The organism is Priestia sp. D51 (assembly GCF_053345675.1).
The window spans coordinates 20,673-40,463 of sequence record NZ_JBLTIR010000014.1 but is presented as its reverse complement, the minus strand read 5'-3'; the positions used below and the strand labels follow the sequence as shown (position 1 = coordinate 40,463).

Annotated in this window: 17 protein-coding genes and 2 tRNA genes; 2 read left to right on the top strand and 17 right to left on the bottom strand. The window is 38.2% G+C overall.

Going from position 1 to position 19,791, the window contains the following annotated elements; translation table 11 throughout:
- Positions 1–92: 92 nt before the first annotated feature.
- From ftsH to spoIIE, 6 genes are all read right to left on the bottom strand, one after another.
- Positions 93–2,003, bottom strand: coding sequence for an ATP-dependent zinc metalloprotease FtsH (gene ftsH / locus ACNHOZ_RS26865; RefSeq protein WP_013081350.1), 1,911 nt, complete (start codon positions 2,001–2,003; stop codon positions 93–95).
- A gap of 93 nt (positions 2,004–2,096) precedes the next feature.
- Positions 2,097–2,636: a hypoxanthine phosphoribosyltransferase gene (hpt, locus tag ACNHOZ_RS26860; protein WP_028412649.1), complete on the bottom strand. Its 540-nt coding sequence runs from the start codon at positions 2,634–2,636 to the stop codon at positions 2,097–2,099.
- A gap of 27 nt (positions 2,637–2,663) precedes the next feature.
- Positions 2,664–4,040, bottom strand: a complete 1,377-nt coding sequence (gene tilS, locus ACNHOZ_RS26855; RefSeq protein ID WP_028412648.1) for a tRNA lysidine(34) synthetase TilS — start codon at positions 4,038–4,040, stop codon at positions 2,664–2,666.
- Between the two features lie 96 nt (positions 4,041–4,136).
- Entirely contained in the window at positions 4,137–5,102 is a 966-nt protein-coding gene (locus ACNHOZ_RS26850; RefSeq protein WP_048021881.1) for a protein kinase domain-containing protein, read from the bottom strand.
- Positions 5,071–5,811, bottom strand: coding sequence for a VWA domain-containing protein (locus ACNHOZ_RS26845; RefSeq protein WP_013054881.1), 741 nt, complete (start codon positions 5,809–5,811; stop codon positions 5,071–5,073). Before ACNHOZ_RS26845 ends, ACNHOZ_RS26850 begins: the two co-directional genes overlap by 32 nt.
- Positions 5,812–5,882: 71 nt before the next feature.
- A complete protein-coding gene (gene spoIIE, locus ACNHOZ_RS26840; RefSeq protein ID WP_013054880.1) occupies positions 5,883–8,360 on the bottom strand; it encodes a stage II sporulation protein E in 2,478 nt (825 codons plus the stop codon).
- A gap of 312 nt (positions 8,361–8,672) precedes the next feature.
- Between spoIIE and ACNHOZ_RS26835 the strand changes: the two genes are divergently transcribed.
- Both ACNHOZ_RS26835 and ACNHOZ_RS26830 read left to right on the top strand, forming a co-directional pair.
- Positions 8,673–8,746: transfer RNA gene (locus ACNHOZ_RS26835), tRNA-Met, on the top strand.
- 10 nt (positions 8,747–8,756) lie between these two features.
- Positions 8,757–8,828: transfer RNA gene (locus ACNHOZ_RS26830), tRNA-Glu, on the top strand.
- Positions 8,829–8,949: 121 nt separating this feature from the next.
- On the opposite strand, the gene ACNHOZ_RS26825 is transcribed toward ACNHOZ_RS26830, so the two are convergent.
- The 11 genes from ACNHOZ_RS26825 to pth form a co-directional block, all read right to left on the bottom strand.
- On the bottom strand, positions 8,950–9,417 hold the full coding sequence (locus ACNHOZ_RS26825; RefSeq protein WP_013054879.1) for a S1 domain-containing RNA-binding protein: 468 nt from the start codon (positions 9,415–9,417) through the stop codon (positions 8,950–8,952).
- A gap of 88 nt (positions 9,418–9,505) precedes the next feature.
- Positions 9,506–9,877, bottom strand: a complete 372-nt coding sequence (locus tag ACNHOZ_RS26820; RefSeq protein ID WP_013054878.1) for an FtsB family cell division protein — start codon at positions 9,875–9,877, stop codon at positions 9,506–9,508.
- A 4-nt stretch (positions 9,878–9,881) separates the two neighbouring features.
- Complete coding sequence (yabQ, locus tag ACNHOZ_RS26815) at positions 9,882–10,505, bottom strand: spore cortex biosynthesis protein YabQ (RefSeq protein WP_028412646.1); 624 nt, start codon at positions 10,503–10,505, stop codon at positions 9,882–9,884.
- On the bottom strand, positions 10,502–10,807 hold the full coding sequence (yabP, locus tag ACNHOZ_RS26810) for a sporulation protein YabP (protein ID WP_013054876.1): 306 nt from the start codon (positions 10,805–10,807) through the stop codon (positions 10,502–10,504). The genes yabQ and yabP overlap by 4 nt, the downstream gene beginning before the upstream one ends.
- 99 nt (positions 10,808–10,906) lie before the next feature.
- Positions 10,907–11,173 (bottom strand): RNA-binding S4 domain-containing protein, encoded by a 267-nt coding sequence (locus ACNHOZ_RS26805; protein WP_013054875.1) that lies wholly within the window; start codon positions 11,171–11,173, stop codon positions 10,907–10,909.
- 20 nt (positions 11,174–11,193) lie between these two features.
- The gene (locus ACNHOZ_RS26800; RefSeq protein ID WP_028412645.1) at positions 11,194–12,654 is read right to left on the bottom strand and encodes a bifunctional methyltransferase/pyrophosphohydrolase YabN; all 1,461 of its coding nucleotides are present in this window, start codon (positions 12,652–12,654) and stop codon (positions 11,194–11,196) included.
- A 12-nt stretch (positions 12,655–12,666) separates the two neighbouring features.
- Complete coding sequence (locus tag ACNHOZ_RS26795) at positions 12,667–14,271, bottom strand: putative polysaccharide biosynthesis protein (RefSeq protein ID WP_048021885.1); 1,605 nt, start codon at positions 14,269–14,271, stop codon at positions 12,667–12,669.
- Positions 14,272–14,500: 229 nt separating this feature from the next.
- Positions 14,501–15,037: a stage V sporulation protein T gene (gene spoVT, locus ACNHOZ_RS26790; protein ID WP_028412643.1), complete on the bottom strand. Its 537-nt coding sequence runs from the start codon at positions 15,035–15,037 to the stop codon at positions 14,501–14,503.
- Between the two features lie 249 nt (positions 15,038–15,286).
- Positions 15,287–18,817, bottom strand: coding sequence for a transcription-repair coupling factor (gene mfd / locus ACNHOZ_RS26785; RefSeq protein ID WP_048021886.1), 3,531 nt, complete (start codon positions 18,815–18,817; stop codon positions 15,287–15,289).
- Positions 18,818–18,886: 69 nt separating this feature from the next.
- Positions 18,887–19,117, bottom strand: coding sequence for an anti-sigma-F factor Fin family protein (locus tag ACNHOZ_RS26780; RefSeq protein ID WP_013054869.1), 231 nt, complete (start codon positions 19,115–19,117; stop codon positions 18,887–18,889).
- A gap of 59 nt (positions 19,118–19,176) precedes the next feature.
- A complete protein-coding gene (gene pth / locus ACNHOZ_RS26775) occupies positions 19,177–19,734 on the bottom strand; it encodes an aminoacyl-tRNA hydrolase (RefSeq protein ID WP_028412641.1) in 558 nt (185 codons plus the stop codon).
- Positions 19,735–19,791 lie beyond the last annotated feature (57 nt).

Below are 19,791 nucleotides of genomic sequence, written 5' to 3'. Positions count from 1 at the left end.
TCCACTATATATATGAAAAACTTTTTGCCAAACCTAACTTCTACCAAATAAAAAAGATCAGTGGAGATTGTCTCCACTGATCTTTTTTGATCTTATGCTTTTGGCTCTTCATCGTCTGTCTTTGTTTGGATGTTTACTTTAACATCTTCATCTGTTACGTGACTAGAACGGTCTGGAAGAGTTCCATGATCTACTAAGTGGTTGATCTGCTCAGCGTCTAACGTTTCTACTTCTAACAATGTTTGAGCTACAAGCTCTAACTTGTCACGGTTTTCCGTTAAGATCTGCTTCGCACGCTCATAGCTTTCTTTAATGAAACGTTGGATTTCATTATCAATTTCATGAGCAATCGCATCACTGTAGTTTTGTTCACTGTGTAAATCACGACCTAAGAATACTTGGCCTTGTTGTGATTGACCGAATTGCATTGGTCCTAACTTTTCACTCATACCGTATTCTGTTACCATTTTACGAGCGATGCTTGTTGCACGCTGGAAGTCATTGTGAGCACCTGTACTCACTTCGCCGAAAATAATTTCCTCAGCTACGCGACCACCAAGCAATCCAACAATTTTATCCAGCAGCTCTGGCTTCGTCATAAAGTAGCGATCTTCTTTTGGTAACATAACAGCATATCCACCAGCTTGCCCACGTGGAACAATGGTTACTTTATGTACCATATCAGCTTCGTCTAATACGACACCGATAATTGTATGTCCTGCTTCATGATAAGCAACAATATTGCGTTCTTTTTTAGAAATAACTCGACTTTTCTTAGCTGGACCTGCAATTACGCGGTCTGTTGCTTCGTCAATATCGACCATTTCAATTTTCTTTTTGTCCTGTCTAGCAGCTACTAAGGCAGCTTCGTTTAACAAGTTTTCTAAATCTGCACCTGAGAAACCTGGCGTACGCATAGCAATTGCTTTTAAGTTTACTGATTCATCTAAAGGCTTATTGCGAGCATGTACTTTAAGCACTGCTTCACGGCCATTTACATCTGGACGATCTACCGTAATTTGACGGTCGAAGCGGCCTGGACGTAATAACGCTGGATCTAAAATATCCGGGCGGTTTGTTGCTGCAATAATAATGATACCTTCGTTAGCACCAAAACCATCCATCTCAACAAGCAACTGGTTCAATGTTTGTTCACGCTCATCGTGTCCACCACCAAGACCTGCGCCACGTTGACGACCTACAGCATCGATTTCATCAATAAAGATAATACATGGAGCATTCTTTTTCGCATTTTCGAATAAATCACGAACACGAGAAGCACCGACCCCAACAAACATTTCAACAAAGTCCGAACCACTGATAGAGAAGAAAGGAACGCCTGCTTCACCAGCAACAGCTCTTGCTAATAATGTTTTACCAGTACCAGGAGGTCCCACAAGTAAGACACCCTTCGGAATTCTTGCACCTAGCTCTGCGAATTTACGAGGATCTTTTAAGAACTCAACAACTTCCACAAGTTCTTGCTTTTCTTCGTCTGCACCAGCTACGTCTTTAAATTTAACCTTTTTCTTTTCTTCACTGTAAAGCTTAGCCTTACTCTTACCGAAGTTCATAACACGACTTCCGCCGCCCTGAGCTTGGTTCAGTAAGAAGAAGAAGAGGATGAAAATAATAACAAACGGAATGATTGACGTAAAGAACGTTACCCAGCCGCTTGTTTCATCAGCAGGTTTAAAATCAACTTCTACTTGATTATTTTCTGAAGCAGCGTCAATACGATTAAGTGCTTTGTCACCATCTACGATGTAAGTTTGGAACGTTTGATCCTTTTTATAAGAATCTAACTTTCCTTGCACAACATACACGCCTCTTTCAGGCTTCATAGAGAGTGATTTCACATCACCTTTGTCTAAGTGTTGAACAAATGTATCGTATCTCATTGGTTCTGCTTTTTGATTAGAGCCACTAAAGAAGCTTACCACGCCAATAATGACTAAAAATATAAGTAAATAAAAGATGGTATTACGGAAGATCCGATTCATTTCTTACCTCCTCCCACGATAAACAAATACTGTATTCAATACTAACATAGAACATTTATCCTATCCAATAAATTGCACTTGGATATGTGCTTCTTAATTGCTGTATACTTGCGGTTTAAGAACCCCAATATACGGCAGGTTACGATATTTTTCTTGATAATCCAATCCATACCCTACTACGAACGCATCAGGTACTTCAAATCCAACGTAATCTGCTTTAATAGCTGCTTTACGACCTGTTGGTTTGTCTAAGAGTGTGACAATCTTAATTGACTTAGCTTTACGGTACTTGAATAACTCTACAAGATAGCTAAGTGTTAAGCCGCTGTCGATAATATCCTCTAAGATAAGAATGTCTCGACCTTCAACTGATGTATCTAAATCTTTTAGGATTTTTACTTCACCAGAAGAAACCATCGCATTGCCATAACTTGATACATCCATAAAATCCATTTCTAAATATGTATCAACACGCTTAATTAGATCAGACATAAAAGGCATAGCGCCTTTTAGTACACCGATTACCAAAGGAAAACGGTCAGCGTATTCCTCAGATAATAGCTTACCCAATTCTTTTACTTTCTGTTGTATTTCTTCTTCTGAAATCAAAATTTCTTGAATATCCTGCTTCATTCCTTACTTGCCTCCTAGAAGTTTTCGCTACTTATAGTATAAAATAACATATCTGGACTTATGTGTATGCAGTTCATAAGCAGATTTTTTCAAACCAGGTAGCCACAAAATAGTTCCTTGGCTATCTTCCACTACCGGCCAATGATCTCTGAAGTGTAAAGGGATTTTTTCATCGATAAAAATATCCTTTACTTTTTTATGTCCCTTCATGCCCTTTACTCGCATTTTATCGCCATTTTTTCGTGTCCTTACCTTTAATGATTGTAAATCGTGAGCTTCATCTAAAAGAAAAACATCGTTTCCTTTTATATCTTCGACTTTATTATGTATTTCACAAATAAGCTGGTGACCATTTGGAAGCTCAACGACCCCTGGAATCGGAACAATAAATTCATATGGCTCGATGTTCCCCTCATTAAAGGTGAAAAGACAGTCGTTGTAAGATCGGATAATGCGTAAACCATTTGGAAAGTCAAGCGTCCCAGACGGTTTTTCACTTTCACAAAATCCTACTAACGTGTCAACATGCGCTGAGGAAAGGGTTGGAGGAATTTCTTTATAGAGATAGTTTAATATTAGTTGAATACCACGCCTTTGTAAAGGCTTGCGTATCCTTAGAAAACAATCTCTATCAATGAGAATTTCATTTTGCAATTTCTTTCTCATTACTTTATTCATCACATCGGTCGTTAATTCCTCTAAGTATGCTTGATCTTCATGCAAGTTCTCGCTAAATTGTTGAAATTTTTCATGTACAGCGACGTTTTCTTGCTTTAAAAATGGCAAAACGTAATGACGAAACCGATTTCTCGTGTACGAGTCTTTCTCATTACTCGGATCAATTCGAGGTGTAAGCCCATGTAGCTTACAGTAGCGATTGATTTCTTCTTTCGTTACGGCTAGGAAAGGCCTAATAATAAATCCATGCCCATATGGCCGCTTGGGCTGCATCCCTGCGTATCCATTCATCGTACTACCTCGAACCATTCGCATTAACATCGTTTCAATCTGATCATCTCCGTGATGTCCTAATGCAAGAAGGTTTGCTTTGTGCTTCTTCATAACATGAGTAAAAAATGCATAGCGGCATTCTCTGGCAGCTACTTGAGAAGATAGCTTTCTTTCCTTCTGATAGGCAGTAACATCAATCTGCTTCGCCTCACATTTAATATTCAATTGTTTGCAGTAGTTCTGCACATATTCCATGTCTTGCTGTGACTCTTGGCCCCGGAACATATGATCAACATGAGCAGCAATAATCGTAAGAGATTTTTGCTCTTTCAGACTCCATAAGAAATGCAGCAGCGCTAAAGAATCAGGACCACCAGAAATACCTACAACCACCGTAGAGCCTGCGGATAATAACTGATGTTTTGTCATAAAATTGTTCACTTGCTTTTCCATAGGAATGACTCATCCTTATAATGTACACGCAATAATGTATCATTAATTTACTTTATACGAATGACTATAAGGAAAGTTTCACAATTTCTCCAAACTTTATAGCACTTGAATAAATAGATACAAAATATAAATCAACATTACAGACGTACAAAGTAGTAGCGTCTCTAACACGTGAGAACGCTTCTTCTTTACTTTAACACGAGGGGCAGACGGTTGACGAACGTTTTGAGGCTTTGTTCCTCTACTTTTTGTCCCTCTTCTTTTTTCGACCGATAACACCTCTGTTTTCATTTCTTTAGCTGACTTATACTTTCCCGTAACCGCTTGATACAAAACGTCTCCGAAAGGTTCCAACTGCTTTGTTGTTAATATAAATTGTTTTAATTGTTCAGCCGGTTTGTCTGTTTTATTAATTCGCTTGCCATAAGCCGCGTGAATCAAAACCATAGATACGGCAAACAAATCATAGGTCGGTTCTGCTTTTCGGGAGCCAAGCCCCCAGTGCGCTCGATCATAAAAGTCGGTAAATTCTTTTATTGACCGCCCTTGCAGAGTTGTTCCTCCCACGTCGATCCATCGAACTTTTACAGGGTTAGATGTTACGACCAGGTTTTCGGGTTTTAAATCGCCAAATACCCACCCTTCTTCATGAAGGTTTTCTAAGTCTGTTAAGAGCTGACTTGCAAACACTTGCAACCATTCTGTCCCTCTTGTTGAGATAAAAGAAAGGAGAGGCTGCCCTTTCACATACTCCATTACATAGAAAGAAAGAGCGTGAGAACCATAGCTCCAATCATCTACATCAAGTAAACGCGGTCCTAGCACTTTGTCTTTGACTTGAGACAACTTTTTTAATACATTCACTTCTGCTGTAACGGACATGTTGGAAAAGCTTATTTTTAACGCCGCTAGCGTTCCGTTTACTAATTGGACTAAGTAGACAACTCCAGTTGCTCCCACGCCTAATTTCTCAAGAATTTTATAATGGACGTGATGCCATTTCCCTTGAATTTCTGTTCCCGGAGATAGGTTACATACCTGATTCTTCAATGTATTGTTCATTATTTTTTAACAACCCTCTCAATGAGCGCTTTTTGGTGAAATAATGAGTAGCCTCTTTGATAGCCGGTCCAGTAGGCGTAATACCTCCTGCTGTTAGTTTTGGGAAAATCGTTGAAAGCGACTCTAATCTTGGATTCCAGTCCATTAGCTTCTCTACATCTTTCTTTTTCCCAGGAAATAAAAAGATTGAAAATTGATTGTGCCCCATGCGAGCATTCAAGCTTAACGATAAATCTAACAGCGACTCCTTTACAGTAGGGAGCTTATTTTTCATACTTCCGCTCATGTCAACTAAAATAAGAATCTCTAAGTCAACCGTTTCCCCAAGTTCATCAACCACTTCCATGATTTCTCCTCGCTTCTCAGGAGATAACTCTTCTAATCTTGAATTAGAGGAACCTAGAATTTGCTGAAGTTCTTTATTTACAACGCCTTGAAGTGTTTGCGTCATTGCCTGCCTTGTAACCATTTGAACAGTTTGAGACAGCTGTTTTACGTAAACAATTTGACTCACGCCACCGCCTGACATGGCAATGCCTTCTATTTCATTCGTGCTTTGCTCATCAATTGTATCCTCTTCCATCACACCAATAACGTTTACACTAATTCCTTGTTCTTTAGCTAGTGCAGCCATTGCTACCGGATCTTCACCTGTATTCGAACCACCGTCCGTAATGACCAACATCTGTTTCAATGTACCTTTTTTCATAAAAAAATCCCCTCCTCATTATCAGTATTAACATGATAGACGAGGAGGAGATAAAATATACTTCTATCTAACTATTGTGCTTTTTTACGATAAGCGTAAGAAGGAATCGATGACCATTTCGGGGTATTGTGCTGAAGTTTTGCCACAACTACCGTCATATCATCTTCAATTAAACCTGATTTTGTTCGAATAACTTCTTCCATAATTAAGTCTGCAATTTCTTGTGGATCGTTTGTTTGAAGCTCGCCAATTTTTCGCTTCATCCACATTTCGTAGTTCTCAACGTGTTTCGGTCCTTCAAATACACCGTCACTCATCATAATTAACAAGTCTTCCGCCTTCATTTGTTCATTCACAACATCCACTTCAAATTCTTCAATAATGCCCATTGGCAAATTGCTTGCCTGTATTTTAATAACCTTATCTCCGCGTTTGATGAAGCTTGGCGTAGAACCGATTTTCAAGAAGTTTACATTGGCATCTTGTAAATCAATCATCGCTAAATCTAAGGTCGAAAAGATCTCATCGTTTGTACGCAGGGATAAAATAGAGTTAATCGATTTAATTGCAATTGTCTCTTCTATTCCTGTTTGTAAAATTTGTTTTAACAGCTGAAGCGTTTCGCTGCTTTCATAGTGGGCACGCTCTCCATTTCCCATGCCATCACTAATAGCTAGTGCATATTTACCGGCGTTTAGCTCAATCATGGAATAGCTGTCACCGGATACAAACCCTCCGCCTTTAGCAGCATGTGCTACGCCTGTATCAACAACGTATGCTTTCGTACAGCCAAATGAAACGTGGCAATAGCCTTGAGGATATTTAGCACATTCTTCGTTCTTTACTACAATACTTTCACCTAAAATATCCGTAAGCATTGGCGCAATAATTTTCTCGCATTCTCCTCTTCCGTGACAATATGGCACCCACATTTCAATATCTACATTTCCAGGTTCTAAGCTATAAATTTCGATTTGATTGATTTCCATCCCAAAGTTACGAAGAGCTTCTAAAATCTGTTCTTCTTGTACATTTAAATTTTCGCGCTCTCGCTTAATTTCTTTTGCAAAATTCCCCATGACTTCAGAGACACCGTGAAGCTGTTCTGCTACAATCCTTCTACTTTCTTGAATTTGTGCTTTTAAGTGCTGATTGGCTTTAAAATACGTAAGTTCATGCTCAATCACATCGATGACTTTTTTCGATTTCACGCAATGTTTGTCCATTTCTCGAATTAGCCTTGGATTTTGTTCAAGAGTGCCATTATCAACTTCAAGCATAATTTCCTTCATATATTCATAGGTTGTATCAAACTGCTGTGCCCAGCATTGTTCTTTTTTAAAACAAAATTGGCACGTCCTTTCGGTAACGCTGCTTAAGAAATAATCAACTTCTTTATCAGCGCTTGGCTTTTCATCGTAAAATCCATTTTGCGTAAAGCTTTTGGAAAGTGCTTGAAAAACATTTGAAAACTGTTCTACGCGATTTGCTGTTACATCTCGGATCTTACGCACGTACTGCTGTTGTTCAAGCATATTTTCAGATGTCCCTGGTACTAGTTTACTTAAGTTTTTCAAAACAAAAGATGGGGTTAATAAAAATAGGACAACGGCCGTCAGTGATTCATACAAATTAGTCGTCAATCCTTGATCTGCCTGAGCATATAGGCCAATTAGCAATGAACCAACAACCAGCCCTAGAGCTGCCCCTAGCTTTTTACCGTCTTTTAAAAGTCCTCCAAGCAAGCCAGAAAAAGCGAGTAAACTCATTTCGTACAAACTAGAAACATTCGCGAAACTTAAAATTAAACCGGTTACGACCCCGACCGTAGCTCCTATCGTAGGGCCAGATACAAACGCAAAAACTAGTACTAAGTAACGAGATAATATATGTTCAGCCGAAAGGCCGTAAATCATCCACCCTATTGTCCCTGTCATAACAGATGCCAACAAAATAATAAGAGAAATCACTTCTTCTGTTTTTAATGATTGTTTTCGCTTTCGATATGAAATTAAAGGCACGCTTTGTAGGAAAATCATTGTTAAGATAAAGCTCAACCCTGCTTCTACTGCCACAAATGTAAAATCATACATGGTGAATTCCTTGGTAAACACATAAAAAATAGTTAGTTTTGTAAGTAACATCGCGCTAAATACAGTGAACGGCAGTTTCTTTAACGGATCCATTGTCAGTATGCCGCTAAATCGATGAATTAGTAAGAAAACAAATAGTGTAGCAAATACGGTACCTCCATTTTGAATGGAAACACTAAATGCCCCTGCCAATACGGCTAAACTTGCTAACGGTGCTTTTTCTTTCTTTATAGCCATTACGGCTGCAAAGAATGGCAAAGCAAATGGCATGATTTTCATTAAAATTAACGCTCGTCCTAATAAGAAACCTACGACTAGCAGCAATAATCCCCATTGAAATAACACCTTTTCCGTTTTCATACCCGCCTTTGTAAATACACGGGACATTTCTAATCTAGTTCGGTTAAATACCGCCTCTGTTGTTGGACTTGCAAAATCTCTTTCCGTCTTTTGCATTCTCCCACCACCCGCTAATTATACTTATTCGTTATTATATCGCGGCGAAAGGTGAAATTTTGTCAAACGGACTAGCAAAATACCTATAATCGTTCGACTATTTTCTAGTATTATATTGAAAACTATACAAAAAGATGTACAATCTTACATGGAGATTTAAAAAATATGAGAGATACTGTTCGCCCCAGAGAAAGCCTATGCTCATCATTCTTTTTTAAAAGCAAATAAAAGTCTATAAAAATAACAAAAAAGTTATTGACAATAACCCTGCTTTTTTATATTATTATAAATGTCTTTTAGAGAACGTATAATGGCGGTGTAGCTCAGCTGGCTAGAGCGTACGGTTCATACCCGTGAGGTCGGGGGTTCGATCCCCTCCGCCGCTACTCGAATAACGGCCCGTTGGTCAAGCGGTTAAGACACCGCCCTTTCACGGCGGTAACACGGGTTCGAATCCCGTACGGGTCATCAAAAAGCATGTACAACAAGTACATGCTTTTTTTCTACTCTTTTTTACATATAAAAAAAGCACCTTTTAGATAAAAGGTACTTTCCAAAAACTCGCTATCTATTTGATATAAGCAGCAAGTTAACCGCGTTTTGCACCGCGTCCACCGCGTTTTGATTCGGTATGGCGTTTTAGGGAAGATAAACGTTCTTCACTGTCTTTTAAGAAACGATTCATTTTTTGTTCGAATGTTTCTTTTGTACGGAAATCATTACCGCCACCACGATTGTTATTACGTTGTGGGCGTGAATCACGTGGACGGTCTGAGCGTGGCGCTCTTGCAGGACGCTCTGGTCTTTCTGGACGTTCTGGTTTGTCTACCGCTTTCTTAATTGAAAGACCAATTTTACCATCTTTCTCAACGTTAATTACTTTGACTTCAACTTCGTCGCCCACTTTTAAATGGTCGTTAATGTCCTTTACGTAATTATCAGCTACTTCACTGATATGAACCAAGCCTGTTGAACCTCCTGGTAACTCAACAAAAGCTCCAAAGTTCGTAATACCTGTTACCTTTCCCTGTAACTTGCTGCCTACTTCGATTGACATAAAAAAAATGCTCCTCCTTAAATGATAAAAGAAATCAATTTATTATATTATACAAAAAGCAAAAATACACTGTCAACGAACCATACGTTTAGTCTTTTTTTACATTAAAGATAATTTCCCCGTCTTCTGATAAAAAATAATCTCTCCGGGCAATCTTTTTAATATAATCATCGTCATTCAACTTGACGATTTCACCTTTTAACTGTTTTTGCTTGCTTTGTAATTTTGTCAGCTGCTGTTCTAATTTTACCTTCTCAGCTTTTTTGTTCTCAATAGCTGAGGTTTGCGTAATTAAAGCTGATACCATCAATCCACCAATGATTAAGGCCAACACTCCGAAAACAGTCAAACGCCTAATTAAACCGATACGCTTTCGATCTGTATTTTGTTTAATTTGTTCTTGTTTATGGCTATAATCAGTATTTAACTTCGCGACCTTTTTTTTTCGTACCGCACTCATTGAATTAGTCGTCCCCCTTGTTTTTTAAAGTGTTCACCCATGCAACGACTCTCATTATCATATTCTTTGCACGATTGTAAATTCCTTCTATATACCGAAAACCCATATGTAAAAATCGTTTTACAGGTTTAGGCATCATTCTCCAAAATACGAAAAGAACCCACCTAGTCGGTAAGTAAATAAGCTTTAGACAGAATACGAGCAGCTTATGAACAGCTCGGTAGATCCCTAAAGCGACTACAAGTAGAATATGAATAAAGAAGCGGATAGGCTTGACCAAAAAAATATTACTAAGCGTTAAAACACCTCGATATAAACTTAATACGCTCGAGACAGTAAATGTTAATACTTTTAAATACAGTGATTGAAATAAGCTTTGATACGCGGCAAAGCCGCAAAACAAAGCAAGAAACGCATACAAACGCAGTTCTCCTTCATTCACTAAAAACAACACATAAAAAATGAGAAGAGCTTGCACCATCCAAAACAATACGTCATTTACAAATACAAACCATGGGCGTGATTTAGAGCGATTAACAAAGTAACGATAAGTATCGAGAGAAGCACCTAAACCGCTTCCCATCGATACCATCGCAAGCATTGTATAGAGCTGAATGTTTAAACTCATCGAAACAACTTACTAAAGAATCCTTTAGCCTTCTCCGATTGGTTCTCATCTAAGTAAACTATATCAAAGATTTTTCCTTTTATCGATACAATTCCTTGATCAACGTCTAAATTTTTCATTTGCAGATTTTGCCCTCTAACTGACAAGAAACCCATCACTGTTTCAAGTAAAAATTCCTCATTGTCAAAGCTCTCTACCTGCTTCACACCCGTGATATCTAAGAGACGCCGACCCTTCATCACTAAATCATGATTTGGAGTATGGTCTTTGTTTGAATTGCTTGTTTCATAAAATTGGCTCATATCTTCATCCCCACCTCATTCATTAAGAGCATTCGCTCTTGTTATCTGTTGTTTAAAACATATGAATGAGAAAGGTGATTTAGAACAAGCCTTCATCAGTTATACTTCAGATGAAATACGCTCTTCTTTGACAATTGAGTACAAATTAGCTGCTTCTTCTTTTTTAGCTGCTTCTTGAAGAGCCTCTATTTTAACGGTAATTTTCTTCGTGCCAAATGTGATGGCTAATTCATCTCCTACTTTCACATTTGTGCTTGCTTTTGCAACGATACCATTAATCGTAATACGGCCCTTGTCTGATACTTCTTTTGCCAATGTACGGCGCTTAATTAAACGTGATACTTTTAAAAATTTATCTAACCTCATAATTCCCTCACCTTTCTGTTTTACAAACCTGTTTTTTTGGCTTCTTCCCAAAATTCATCTAACTCTTTTAACGAAAAAGATTCAAATGGTTTTTCAGAAGCTCTCACTTTTTCTTCAATATATTGAAATCGATTTAAAAATTTTGTATTCGTTTTAGCTAATGCAGCTTCAGAGTCGATTTTATAAAATCTTGCAATATTCACTAAAGCAAATAAAATATCTCCAAATTCATCGCTCATTTTTTCTTTATCAGCATGCTGTACTTCATCTTGGAATTCAGCAAGTTCTTCTTGTACTTTTTCCCACATAGGTTCAACTTCTGACCAATCGAAACCAACTTTTGCAGCTTGTTTTTGGTATCCGTGCGCTTTCATTAAAGAAGGCATAGCCCCAGGTACAGAAGCTAACAGAGAAGAAGGCTCCTCTCCTTTTTCTTCTTTTTTGATTTCATCCCAATTTTTTAAGACCTCATCTGCATCATTCACGCTCACTTCCCCAAATACATGCGGATGGCGTCTTACCATTTTCTCTGAAACACTGCGAATGACGTCATCAATTGAAAACATTCCTTCATCTTCACCGATTTGTGCATGAAGCAATACCTGCAGCAATACATCACCGAGCTCTTCAATCATATTATCGTCATCTTGACGGTCAATTGCATCTAATAACTCATAAGACTCTTCTAGCAAATAGCGCTTGAGCGATTCATGCGTTTGTTTTTGATCCCAAGGACATCCGTTTGGCCCTCTGAGCGTGGCAATAATCCTTCTGAATGAGTCAAATTGATGGTATAAAACCGTTTCGTCCGCTACTGGAGGGACATAAATAGTCGTTAAGTTATTGAGCGACATTTCTCTATCTAATTCATACAGCTTGACCGGCTGGATTTTTTCTTCACTGCTTCCCGCTGCCGTTACAATGTAAACGAGGTAATCATCAGGAACGTGTTCCATCAGCGTTAGTTTTACCTCTGAAGCAACGAACTGATCGTACACTTGAGCAATTAGAACATGACCCGTTAACTCTATTTCGCTTCGCTTTAAGTCTGTTCCGTCTAGCAGCTGAAATCCTTCAATAGGATCGATCTTTAGTGCGCCAAAAATTGGATCTAAGAAGCTTTGTCCCCCTTTAATTTCAACAGGAATGCTGCGTTCTTTTCCTTTTTGTAAAAGTAATTGAACCGTACGTTCTGCCACTAAAGGATGCCCGGGAACGGCATACACCACTTCTTCTACTGAAGCTTTATCGATTAAATCATTTGATATATGTTCATATACCTCTTCAAATCCATCATAAGATTCGTATACGTCATCATAGGATACGTACGTCAAGCCTTCACTTTCTAATTCTTTGATTACAGGATGTTCTTTTGTGCGCATATAAATATGCTTTTCCTGCTGCAGCAAGCGATAGATGCCTACGGGTAGCTGCTCTAAATCGCCTGCTCCTAAACCAATAACTGTTACTTTACCTGTCATTGCTTCACCTTCTTATTTATTTTTTAATACGTATTTAGCTAAAACACTCCCCATTGGAAGTAAACGTAATTCCTCTTCGGTAAAAATATGTTGTTTCATAATGATAAACAAATAAAACAAACCGCCTATTAAAACACCAGATCCTGTTTCAACCACTTGTTTGCTTGTATCTAAACCATTAGACCATACAAAGTGATGTAAACAAAATAAATAGCTTTGCAAAAGAATGACCATTGCTATGCCCGTTATAAAAATACCTCCACTCGCCTTTTTCGGAACGAGCGATACAGCTAGCTTTTTATACAGACAAAATAGATTGATTGCTGCAACAATAGCGAATCCAGCTGAGGAAGCAATGGCTGCTCCTATGGTTTGAAAATCTGGTATTAGCCAAAGATTCAATATCAGTTTAACCGTCATGCCAGCGATGACGGCTATTACAGGTGCGAAAACAGCTCCCATCCCCTGAAGCACAGCTCCAGCAGTTGCTGCTACGGTTGTAAATATAACTAACAAGCTCAAAATTTGTAAAACGTCCGTTCCGTCGGAGTTACTATATAAAAGCATATTAATGGGTTTCATCAGCGCAATCAAGCCAAAGGCTGCTCCAACTCCGACTACAAGCGATAGTCGGAGAGACAGCTGAACTTTTTCAAGCACAAATGACAAGTTCTTTTTCGCAATGGCTGAAGAAATAACGGGTACAAGTGAAAGTGAAAAAGCTGTACCTACTACTGTACCTAATTGAATCAACGGAAGTCCACGGTCATAAATACCTTTTGAAACTTTTGCTGCCTGTTCAGCCATGCCATGCGCCGTCAGACCGGAATATAATGTAAAGGAATCAATAAGCTGAATAAACAGCAGACCCATAGCGCTGATACAAATTAATAAACCTTGAATAATAAGGATTTTCACTACTTTTTTGATGTCTGCTTTTTTTATGCGTTGAAATACTCCCTTAGAATTTGTCTTTGTTCTAAAAACAAATAAACATAAAATAATAAGAGATGTTATACCGCCTGTTATGGAACCAAAAATAGCTCCTGCTCCTGCAGTATAAGGACCATACCCATGGTGGATAAAGAAAATAGATAGGCACAAAATAGTCCCTACTCGAACAATTTGTTCTGCGATTTGAGACAACGCAGTAGGAAACATATTATATAATCCTTGATAATAACCACGAATGACAGCAATAAACGGAATAAGTAAAAACGAAAATGAAATAATTTGAATGAGAAGCGTTAACTGACGATCTCCCATCCACCCGGCAATCGTTTCTGCAAAGATATATTGGAGGGAAAACATTATGCAGCCTACTACAAACAAAAAAGCAAATGAAACTTGAAGTATTCCTCGGATTTCCTTTCTCCGATTTGTTGCCACATAATCGGCTACTAACTTTGAAATAATTACAGGGAAACCGTATGTACCTAGCTGTAGCGCAATTCCATATAGCGGATAAACTTGCTGATAGATATAAAACCCTATATCTCCCGCAATATGGTGATATGGAATACGGTAAGTAGCACTTAAGATTTTCGTAAATAAACCTGCGAGCGTTAAAATAATCGCGCCGTTAAAAATAGAATAGAGCTTTGATTGTTTCTGCATTCCTACACCTTTCACCTGCAGCTTGTAATTATGTGAACAACGCTTTTTATGAGCCGCTAACTGTAGAAGAATAGCGCTTTGTTCTTATAAAACATCCTGCACTTTCCAATAAATAAAATACCGTACCATTATATCATGTTCTCTTTATTTCTAAGGTAAGACAGCATGAAAAAAGGTAGCAGAAACTGCTACCTTTTCAGTAAATAATGTAAAATAAAGATAATTACGCTTACTGCTCCATTTGACGAGATAAGAAGCTAGCTGCCGTTTCGGCTGCTTTATGCTCTACTTCACCAAGAGACTTCTCTTTTGAGAAGATGACAACAGCTCCAATCGGATCTCCATTTGCAATAATCGGACCGATTGTGTAAGAAGAAATATTTTCTTCGTATCCATCGACAAATTCAAGGTTTTTCCCATCAGTTACTAAAGAAGAACTGCGGCTTTCCATAACAGATTCTACTAAAGAACTAATGTTTTTATTTAAGTATTCTTTTTTAGAGCTTCCTGCTACCGCAATAAATACATCGCGGTCACAAATAAGTACAGGATGACCTAAGCTATCGTATAGCGCTTCGCCATACTCTTTTGCAAAATCTCCTAATTCACTAATTGGCGAATATTTCTTTAAAATAACTTCTCCATCGCGATCGACGAAAATCTCTAGCGGGTCTCCCTCTCGGATGCGAAGTGTTCTTCTAATTTCTTTTGGAATCACAACGCGACCCAAATCATCAATACGACGAACAATACCTGTTGCTTTCATTCATTGAAGCCTCTCTTTCATATGATGATTAAAATAGTTGGTGAATATCACTGATGGCTATATGATAAAAGGTTCACCTTTGTTGAGGTTAGTATTCTTCACTCTACAACTTCTATTCACCAACCATCTCTTTTTTTGTTAAAAAGTGTGCTTTTATTAAAAAAATGTCCAAAAAACCGTCAAAACATGGGGATTTGGACATTTTTATTTCGGCTATATAAAAAGAAGGCTCAAAAATGAGCCTTCTTTTTAATTCGTAACTTGTTCTTTTTTAACAGTGGCTACTCCTTTTACTAACTGATACACAATATTGAGCCATTCTTTTTGAGCAAGTCCTTTTACGTTAACCACTAATTTTACTTTCTTGCCTTCCATACCTAAGCTGACCATTCTGCCAAATTGATCACCTAGCATGAATAATTTTTGGCCGTCTATCGTTGAGCTCGCTTCTTCAGAAAGCAGAATAGAAATTTCTTGTTTTGACTGAAGAATAGATTCTACTAAGTTCTGCGTTGCATATACTTTTGTTTCAGCTACTTTAAACAAATACTCAACCTCAGCCGGATACTCCCCAAAACGATCAATCATTTCATCTTGCAATTCTTGAATATCCTCTAGTGCTTCAATTCCTCTAAAGCGCTTATACATCTCAATTTTCAAGCGGCCGTCTGTAATGTACTGATCAGGGATATACGCGTCTAAGTCCAGATTCATTTCCACATTAAATTTCACACTTTCTCCGTCAGACCCGCGTCTTTCTTCTATCGCTTCTTTAAGCATTTGTGAGTAGAGATCGAAACCGACAGAATCGATAAATCCATGCTGCTGAGCACCCAGTAGGTTTCCGGCGCCACGTATTGAAAGATCACGCATAGCAATTTTAAAACCAGAACCTAATTCGGTGAATTCTTTAATAGCTTGCAGACGCTTTTCAGCTACTTCTGTCAGTACTTTGTCTTTATGATACGTAAAGTACGCATATGCCACGCGATTTGAACGACCTACGCGTCCTCTTAATTGATACAGTTGTGATAATCCCATCTTATCAGCATTGTTGACAATGAGCGTATTTACATTTGGAATATCTACTCCTGTTTCGATAATAGTTGTACTCACAATCACGTCATATTCGCCTTCTAAAAAGCTTAAGATAACCGCTTCGAGTTCTGTTTCATTCATTTTTCCGTGGGCATACGTTACCCTAGCATCAGGCACGAGCATCGAAATTTCTTCTGCTTTTCGTTCAATATCTTCTACGCGATTATATAAAAAGTAAACTTGGCCATCACGCGCTAACTCACGCTCAATCGCTTCACGAACTAGAACCGGATTATACTCCACTACATATGTTTGAACCGGAAAACGATTTTCAGGCGGCGTTTCAATAACAGACAAATCCCTTACGCCCAACATAGACATATGTAATGTTCGTGGAATAGGTGTTGCTGTAAGTGTAAGGACATCAACATTTGCTTTCATTTGCTTGATTTTTTCCTTGTGCGTTACACCAAAACGTTGCTCTTCATCGATAACTAACAACCCTAAATCCTTATAAATCACATCTTTAGATAGTAAACGATGTGTACCAATCACTACATCTACGGTCCCGTTTTTTAGCCCTTTAATTGTTTCCTGCTGCTGTTTACGGCTGCGAAAGCGGCTCAATAGCCCAATATTAATTGGGTAGTCTTGAAAACGCTCACGGATGGTTTCATAATGCTGCTGAGCTAAAATAGTGGTTGGTACTAAAATAGCCACTTGTTTTCCATCTGTCACAGCTTTAAACGCAGCACGAATGGCTACTTCTGTTTTTCCGTATCCAACGTCTCCACAAAGCAGACGATCCATTGGTCTTTCATGTTCCATATCCTTTTTAATTTCTTGTACAGAACGAAGCTGATCTTCGGTTTCTTGATAAGGGAAAGCTGTTTCAAATTCTCTCTGTAAATCGCCATCCGGGGAAAATGCATAACCTTTACTTGCTTCGCGCTCTGCATACAGTTTAATTAAGTCATCAGCGATGTCTTGAACAGAAGACTCAACTTTTCGTTTCACTTTCTTCCAGTCATTTCCGCCAAGTTTATATACTTTCGGCTCTTTCCCTTCAGAGCCTACATATTTTTGTACTTGATCAATCTGTTCAACAGGAACATACAGCTTGTCAGAGCCTTCATATTTGATATGGATATAATCTTTATGATTACCGTTAATCTCTAACGTTTCCATTCCTAAATAACGGCCAATACCGTGGTTCACGTGAACGACATAGTCACCTACGTTTAACTCTGAATAGCTTTTAATACGCTCTGCATTGGAAAGCTTTTGACGACGCTTTGATTTCTTGATCCGCTTTTTAAACAATTCTTCCTCGGTTAAAACTGCTAATTTTTGCATCGGCAGTTCAAAGCCCATTTGTAAATCGCCTTCAATAATTTGAACAAGACCTGGCACAAGCTGACCATTTCCATCTAAAATAGATGAATCAATATCATAATCTGCTAGCACACCTTCGAGTTTTTTCACGCGCTCTTTATCTGCTCCTAAGAGGACTACCGTATAATTAGCATTTTTCCAACGTTCAATTTCACTTTTTAATAAGTTCATTTGCCCGTAAAACTGCTGCATCTGCTTACATGAAATATTAATAATATTTTGCGGACTCGTATACGATACGTGCTTCAAAAATAACGATAAGTATAAAAACTGATGTTTTGCTCGCTGAATAAGAGATGGGAGCTTATGAGATAATTGAACATCTCGAACAATTTGCCCCTGTCCTAATAATTCTGTTATCCATTCAGCTTCCTCTGTTTCAAGCTGATCAGACGTCTCTTGAATTCGAGTTGTTTCATCAAAGATAACAAGGCCACCTTCTGGTAAATAATCTAGTAAACTAGCAGGCGATTCGTAAAAGAATGATAAATACTTGAACATATTTTCAAGAAGTTGACCTTGACGCAGCTGTTCAATTTCACCTTTAATATTTTCTGTTAAGGTAGCTTTTAGCGCTGCGTTTTTCACTTGCTGCAGCGTCGAAGCCAGCTGTGCTTCTAGTTCTTCAATTCCTTGGGCCACTTCATTTTGGTTCACAATGATTTCCGTAGCAGGGCCGATTGAAATTTCTTTTAACTGTTCTTGAGAGCGTTGATCCTCAATTGTAAAAGTACGAATGGAATCGATCTCGGTATCAAATAGTTCAATTCGGACAGGTAGCTCTTCTGTTAACGGATAAATATCAATGATTCCTCCGCGCACACTAAACTCACCCGGAGCTGAAACCATCGATGCCCGCTCATAACCCAACTCAACTAACCTTTTTAAATAATGATCAACGTCGATGTCAATTCCCATTTGAAACGGCAGCTGCGTTTGCTCCCATCTTGCTTTAGGAGGCAGCAGCTTTCGAATTCCTGCAAGCGGGGTTACAACTACTCCACCTGTATGTTGACTCCAATAATTGAGTACTTCAATTCGCTGAGCCTTTAATTCTGGACTTGCAATCCCCACTTCTGTAGCAACTAAATCGTTAACAGGGTATAAGAAAACGTCTTTTTCCGGTAAAAGGTGCAAAAGGTCTTCATACACTTTTTGGGCTTGATATAAATTATGAGTCACTACTAATAAGGGGTATTTTTTATCCTCATTTAAGAGTGCCATTAATACAGATCGAGCTGAACCGGAAATTCCCGTTACTAACTGTTCTTTCAAACCTTCTTCTAAACTGCTGACAACAGCTCCAATTTCTTTATTTTCTTCAAATTGCTGTCTAATCCCTCGCAAAGGAATTCCCTCCTCCCATGATATGTCTAAACTAAACAGAAAAACGCTTTGGTTTGAGACCAAAGCTTTTTATTGTATAAATGTTTCGTACTGATGATAGTCTGGATTTCGTTCTAGCGCTTCTTGACAGTCTTCACAAATAATTTTAACCACGATGTCTCCACTATTATGGTAGTGAATAAAGTCTTTTCGTTCATCTGCGGTCAGGTGATTAAAACCGAGTGCTTCTGTATTGTGAGCTGTCTTTTCTATCATACCGACTTTTGCGCCACAATGTCTACAGAAATAATGAATAGACATACAAATCCTCCCAAATCTTTTAGTGTTAGTATGGACGATTGAGAGAAATTTTATTCTGCTTAATTATAGCGATTCATTACTTCTAAGAACGTTTGACCTAAAAAGTCTTCACTCGCGTGCACAGACGTTTTCATCGCTTCTTCCATATGAACCATTTCATCTTCTGTAAAGCGCCCTAGTACATAGTCAACTACTTTCATACCGTTTTTCGGACGATCAATCCCAATACGAATTCGGTTAAACTCTTGGGTTTTTAAATGCTGAATAATTGATTTTATTCCGTTATGGCCGCCTGGACTTCCTTTTGTACGCAATCTTACTTTTCCGCACGGTAAATCTAAGTCATCGTAAATAACAAGCAAGTCTTCGACGTCTATATCAAAATAGTCCATTAACGGGCGAATACTTTCTCCTGATAAATTCATATATGTTAGAGGCTTTAATAATATGACTTTTTCTCCTCTTATTATACCTGTTCCATATATTCCGTTAAACTTTGTTTTATCTAATGAAATCATAAACTGTTCGGCAATTTTATCAATTGCCATAAATCCTATGTTATGACGAGTACGGTCATATTCTTTTCCAGGATTCCCTAAACCAACGATTAATTTCAAAATAGATACTCCTTTCCACTCTATGTAAGTTGTACATAATAGGTAAATGTCTTTAAT

Coding starts and splice junctions, on each gene's coding strand:
- spoVT (WP_028412643.1), bottom strand. CDS start 15,037: ATGAAAGCAACAGGTATTGTTCGTCGTATTGATGATTTGGGTCGCGTT.
- ftsH (WP_013081350.1), bottom strand. CDS start 2,003: ATGAATCGGATCTTCCGTAATACCATCTTTTATTTACTTATATTTTTA.
- ACNHOZ_RS26795 (WP_048021885.1), bottom strand. CDS start 14,271: ATGCAGAAACAATCAAAGCTCTATTCTATTTTTAACGGCGCGATTATT.
- ACNHOZ_RS26780 (WP_013054869.1), bottom strand. CDS start 19,117: ATGTCTATTCATTATTTCTGTAGACATTGTGGCGCAAAAGTCGGTATG.
- yabP (WP_013054876.1), bottom strand. CDS start 10,807: ATGAGCCAATTTTATGAAACAAGCAATTCAAACAAAGACCATACTCCA.
- ACNHOZ_RS26825 (WP_013054879.1), bottom strand. CDS start 9,417: ATGTCAATCGAAGTAGGCAGCAAGTTACAGGGAAAGGTAACAGGTATT.
- tilS (WP_028412648.1), bottom strand. CDS start 4,040: ATGGAAAAGCAAGTGAACAATTTTATGACAAAACATCAGTTATTATCC.
- ACNHOZ_RS26805 (WP_013054875.1), bottom strand. CDS start 11,173: ATGAGGTTAGATAAATTTTTAAAAGTATCACGTTTAATTAAGCGCCGT.
- ACNHOZ_RS26845 (WP_013054881.1), bottom strand. CDS start 5,811: ATGAAAAAAGGTACATTGAAACAGATGTTGGTCATTACGGACGGTGGT.
- ACNHOZ_RS26800 (WP_028412645.1), bottom strand. CDS start 12,654: ATGACAGGTAAAGTAACAGTTATTGGTTTAGGAGCAGGCGATTTAGAG.
- hpt (WP_028412649.1), bottom strand. CDS start 2,636: ATGAAGCAGGATATTCAAGAAATTTTGATTTCAGAAGAAGAAATACAA.
- ACNHOZ_RS26820 (WP_013054878.1), bottom strand. CDS start 9,877: ATGAGTGCGGTACGAAAAAAAAAGGTCGCGAAGTTAAATACTGATTAT.
- yabQ (WP_028412646.1), bottom strand. CDS start 10,505: ATGAGTTTAAACATTCAGCTCTATACAATGCTTGCGATGGTATCGATG.
- ACNHOZ_RS26850 (WP_048021881.1), bottom strand. CDS start 5,102: ATGAACAATACATTGAAGAATCAGGTATGTAACCTATCTCCGGGAACA.
- spoIIE (WP_013054880.1), bottom strand. CDS start 8,360: ATGCAAAAGACGGAAAGAGATTTTGCAAGTCCAACAACAGAGGCGGTA.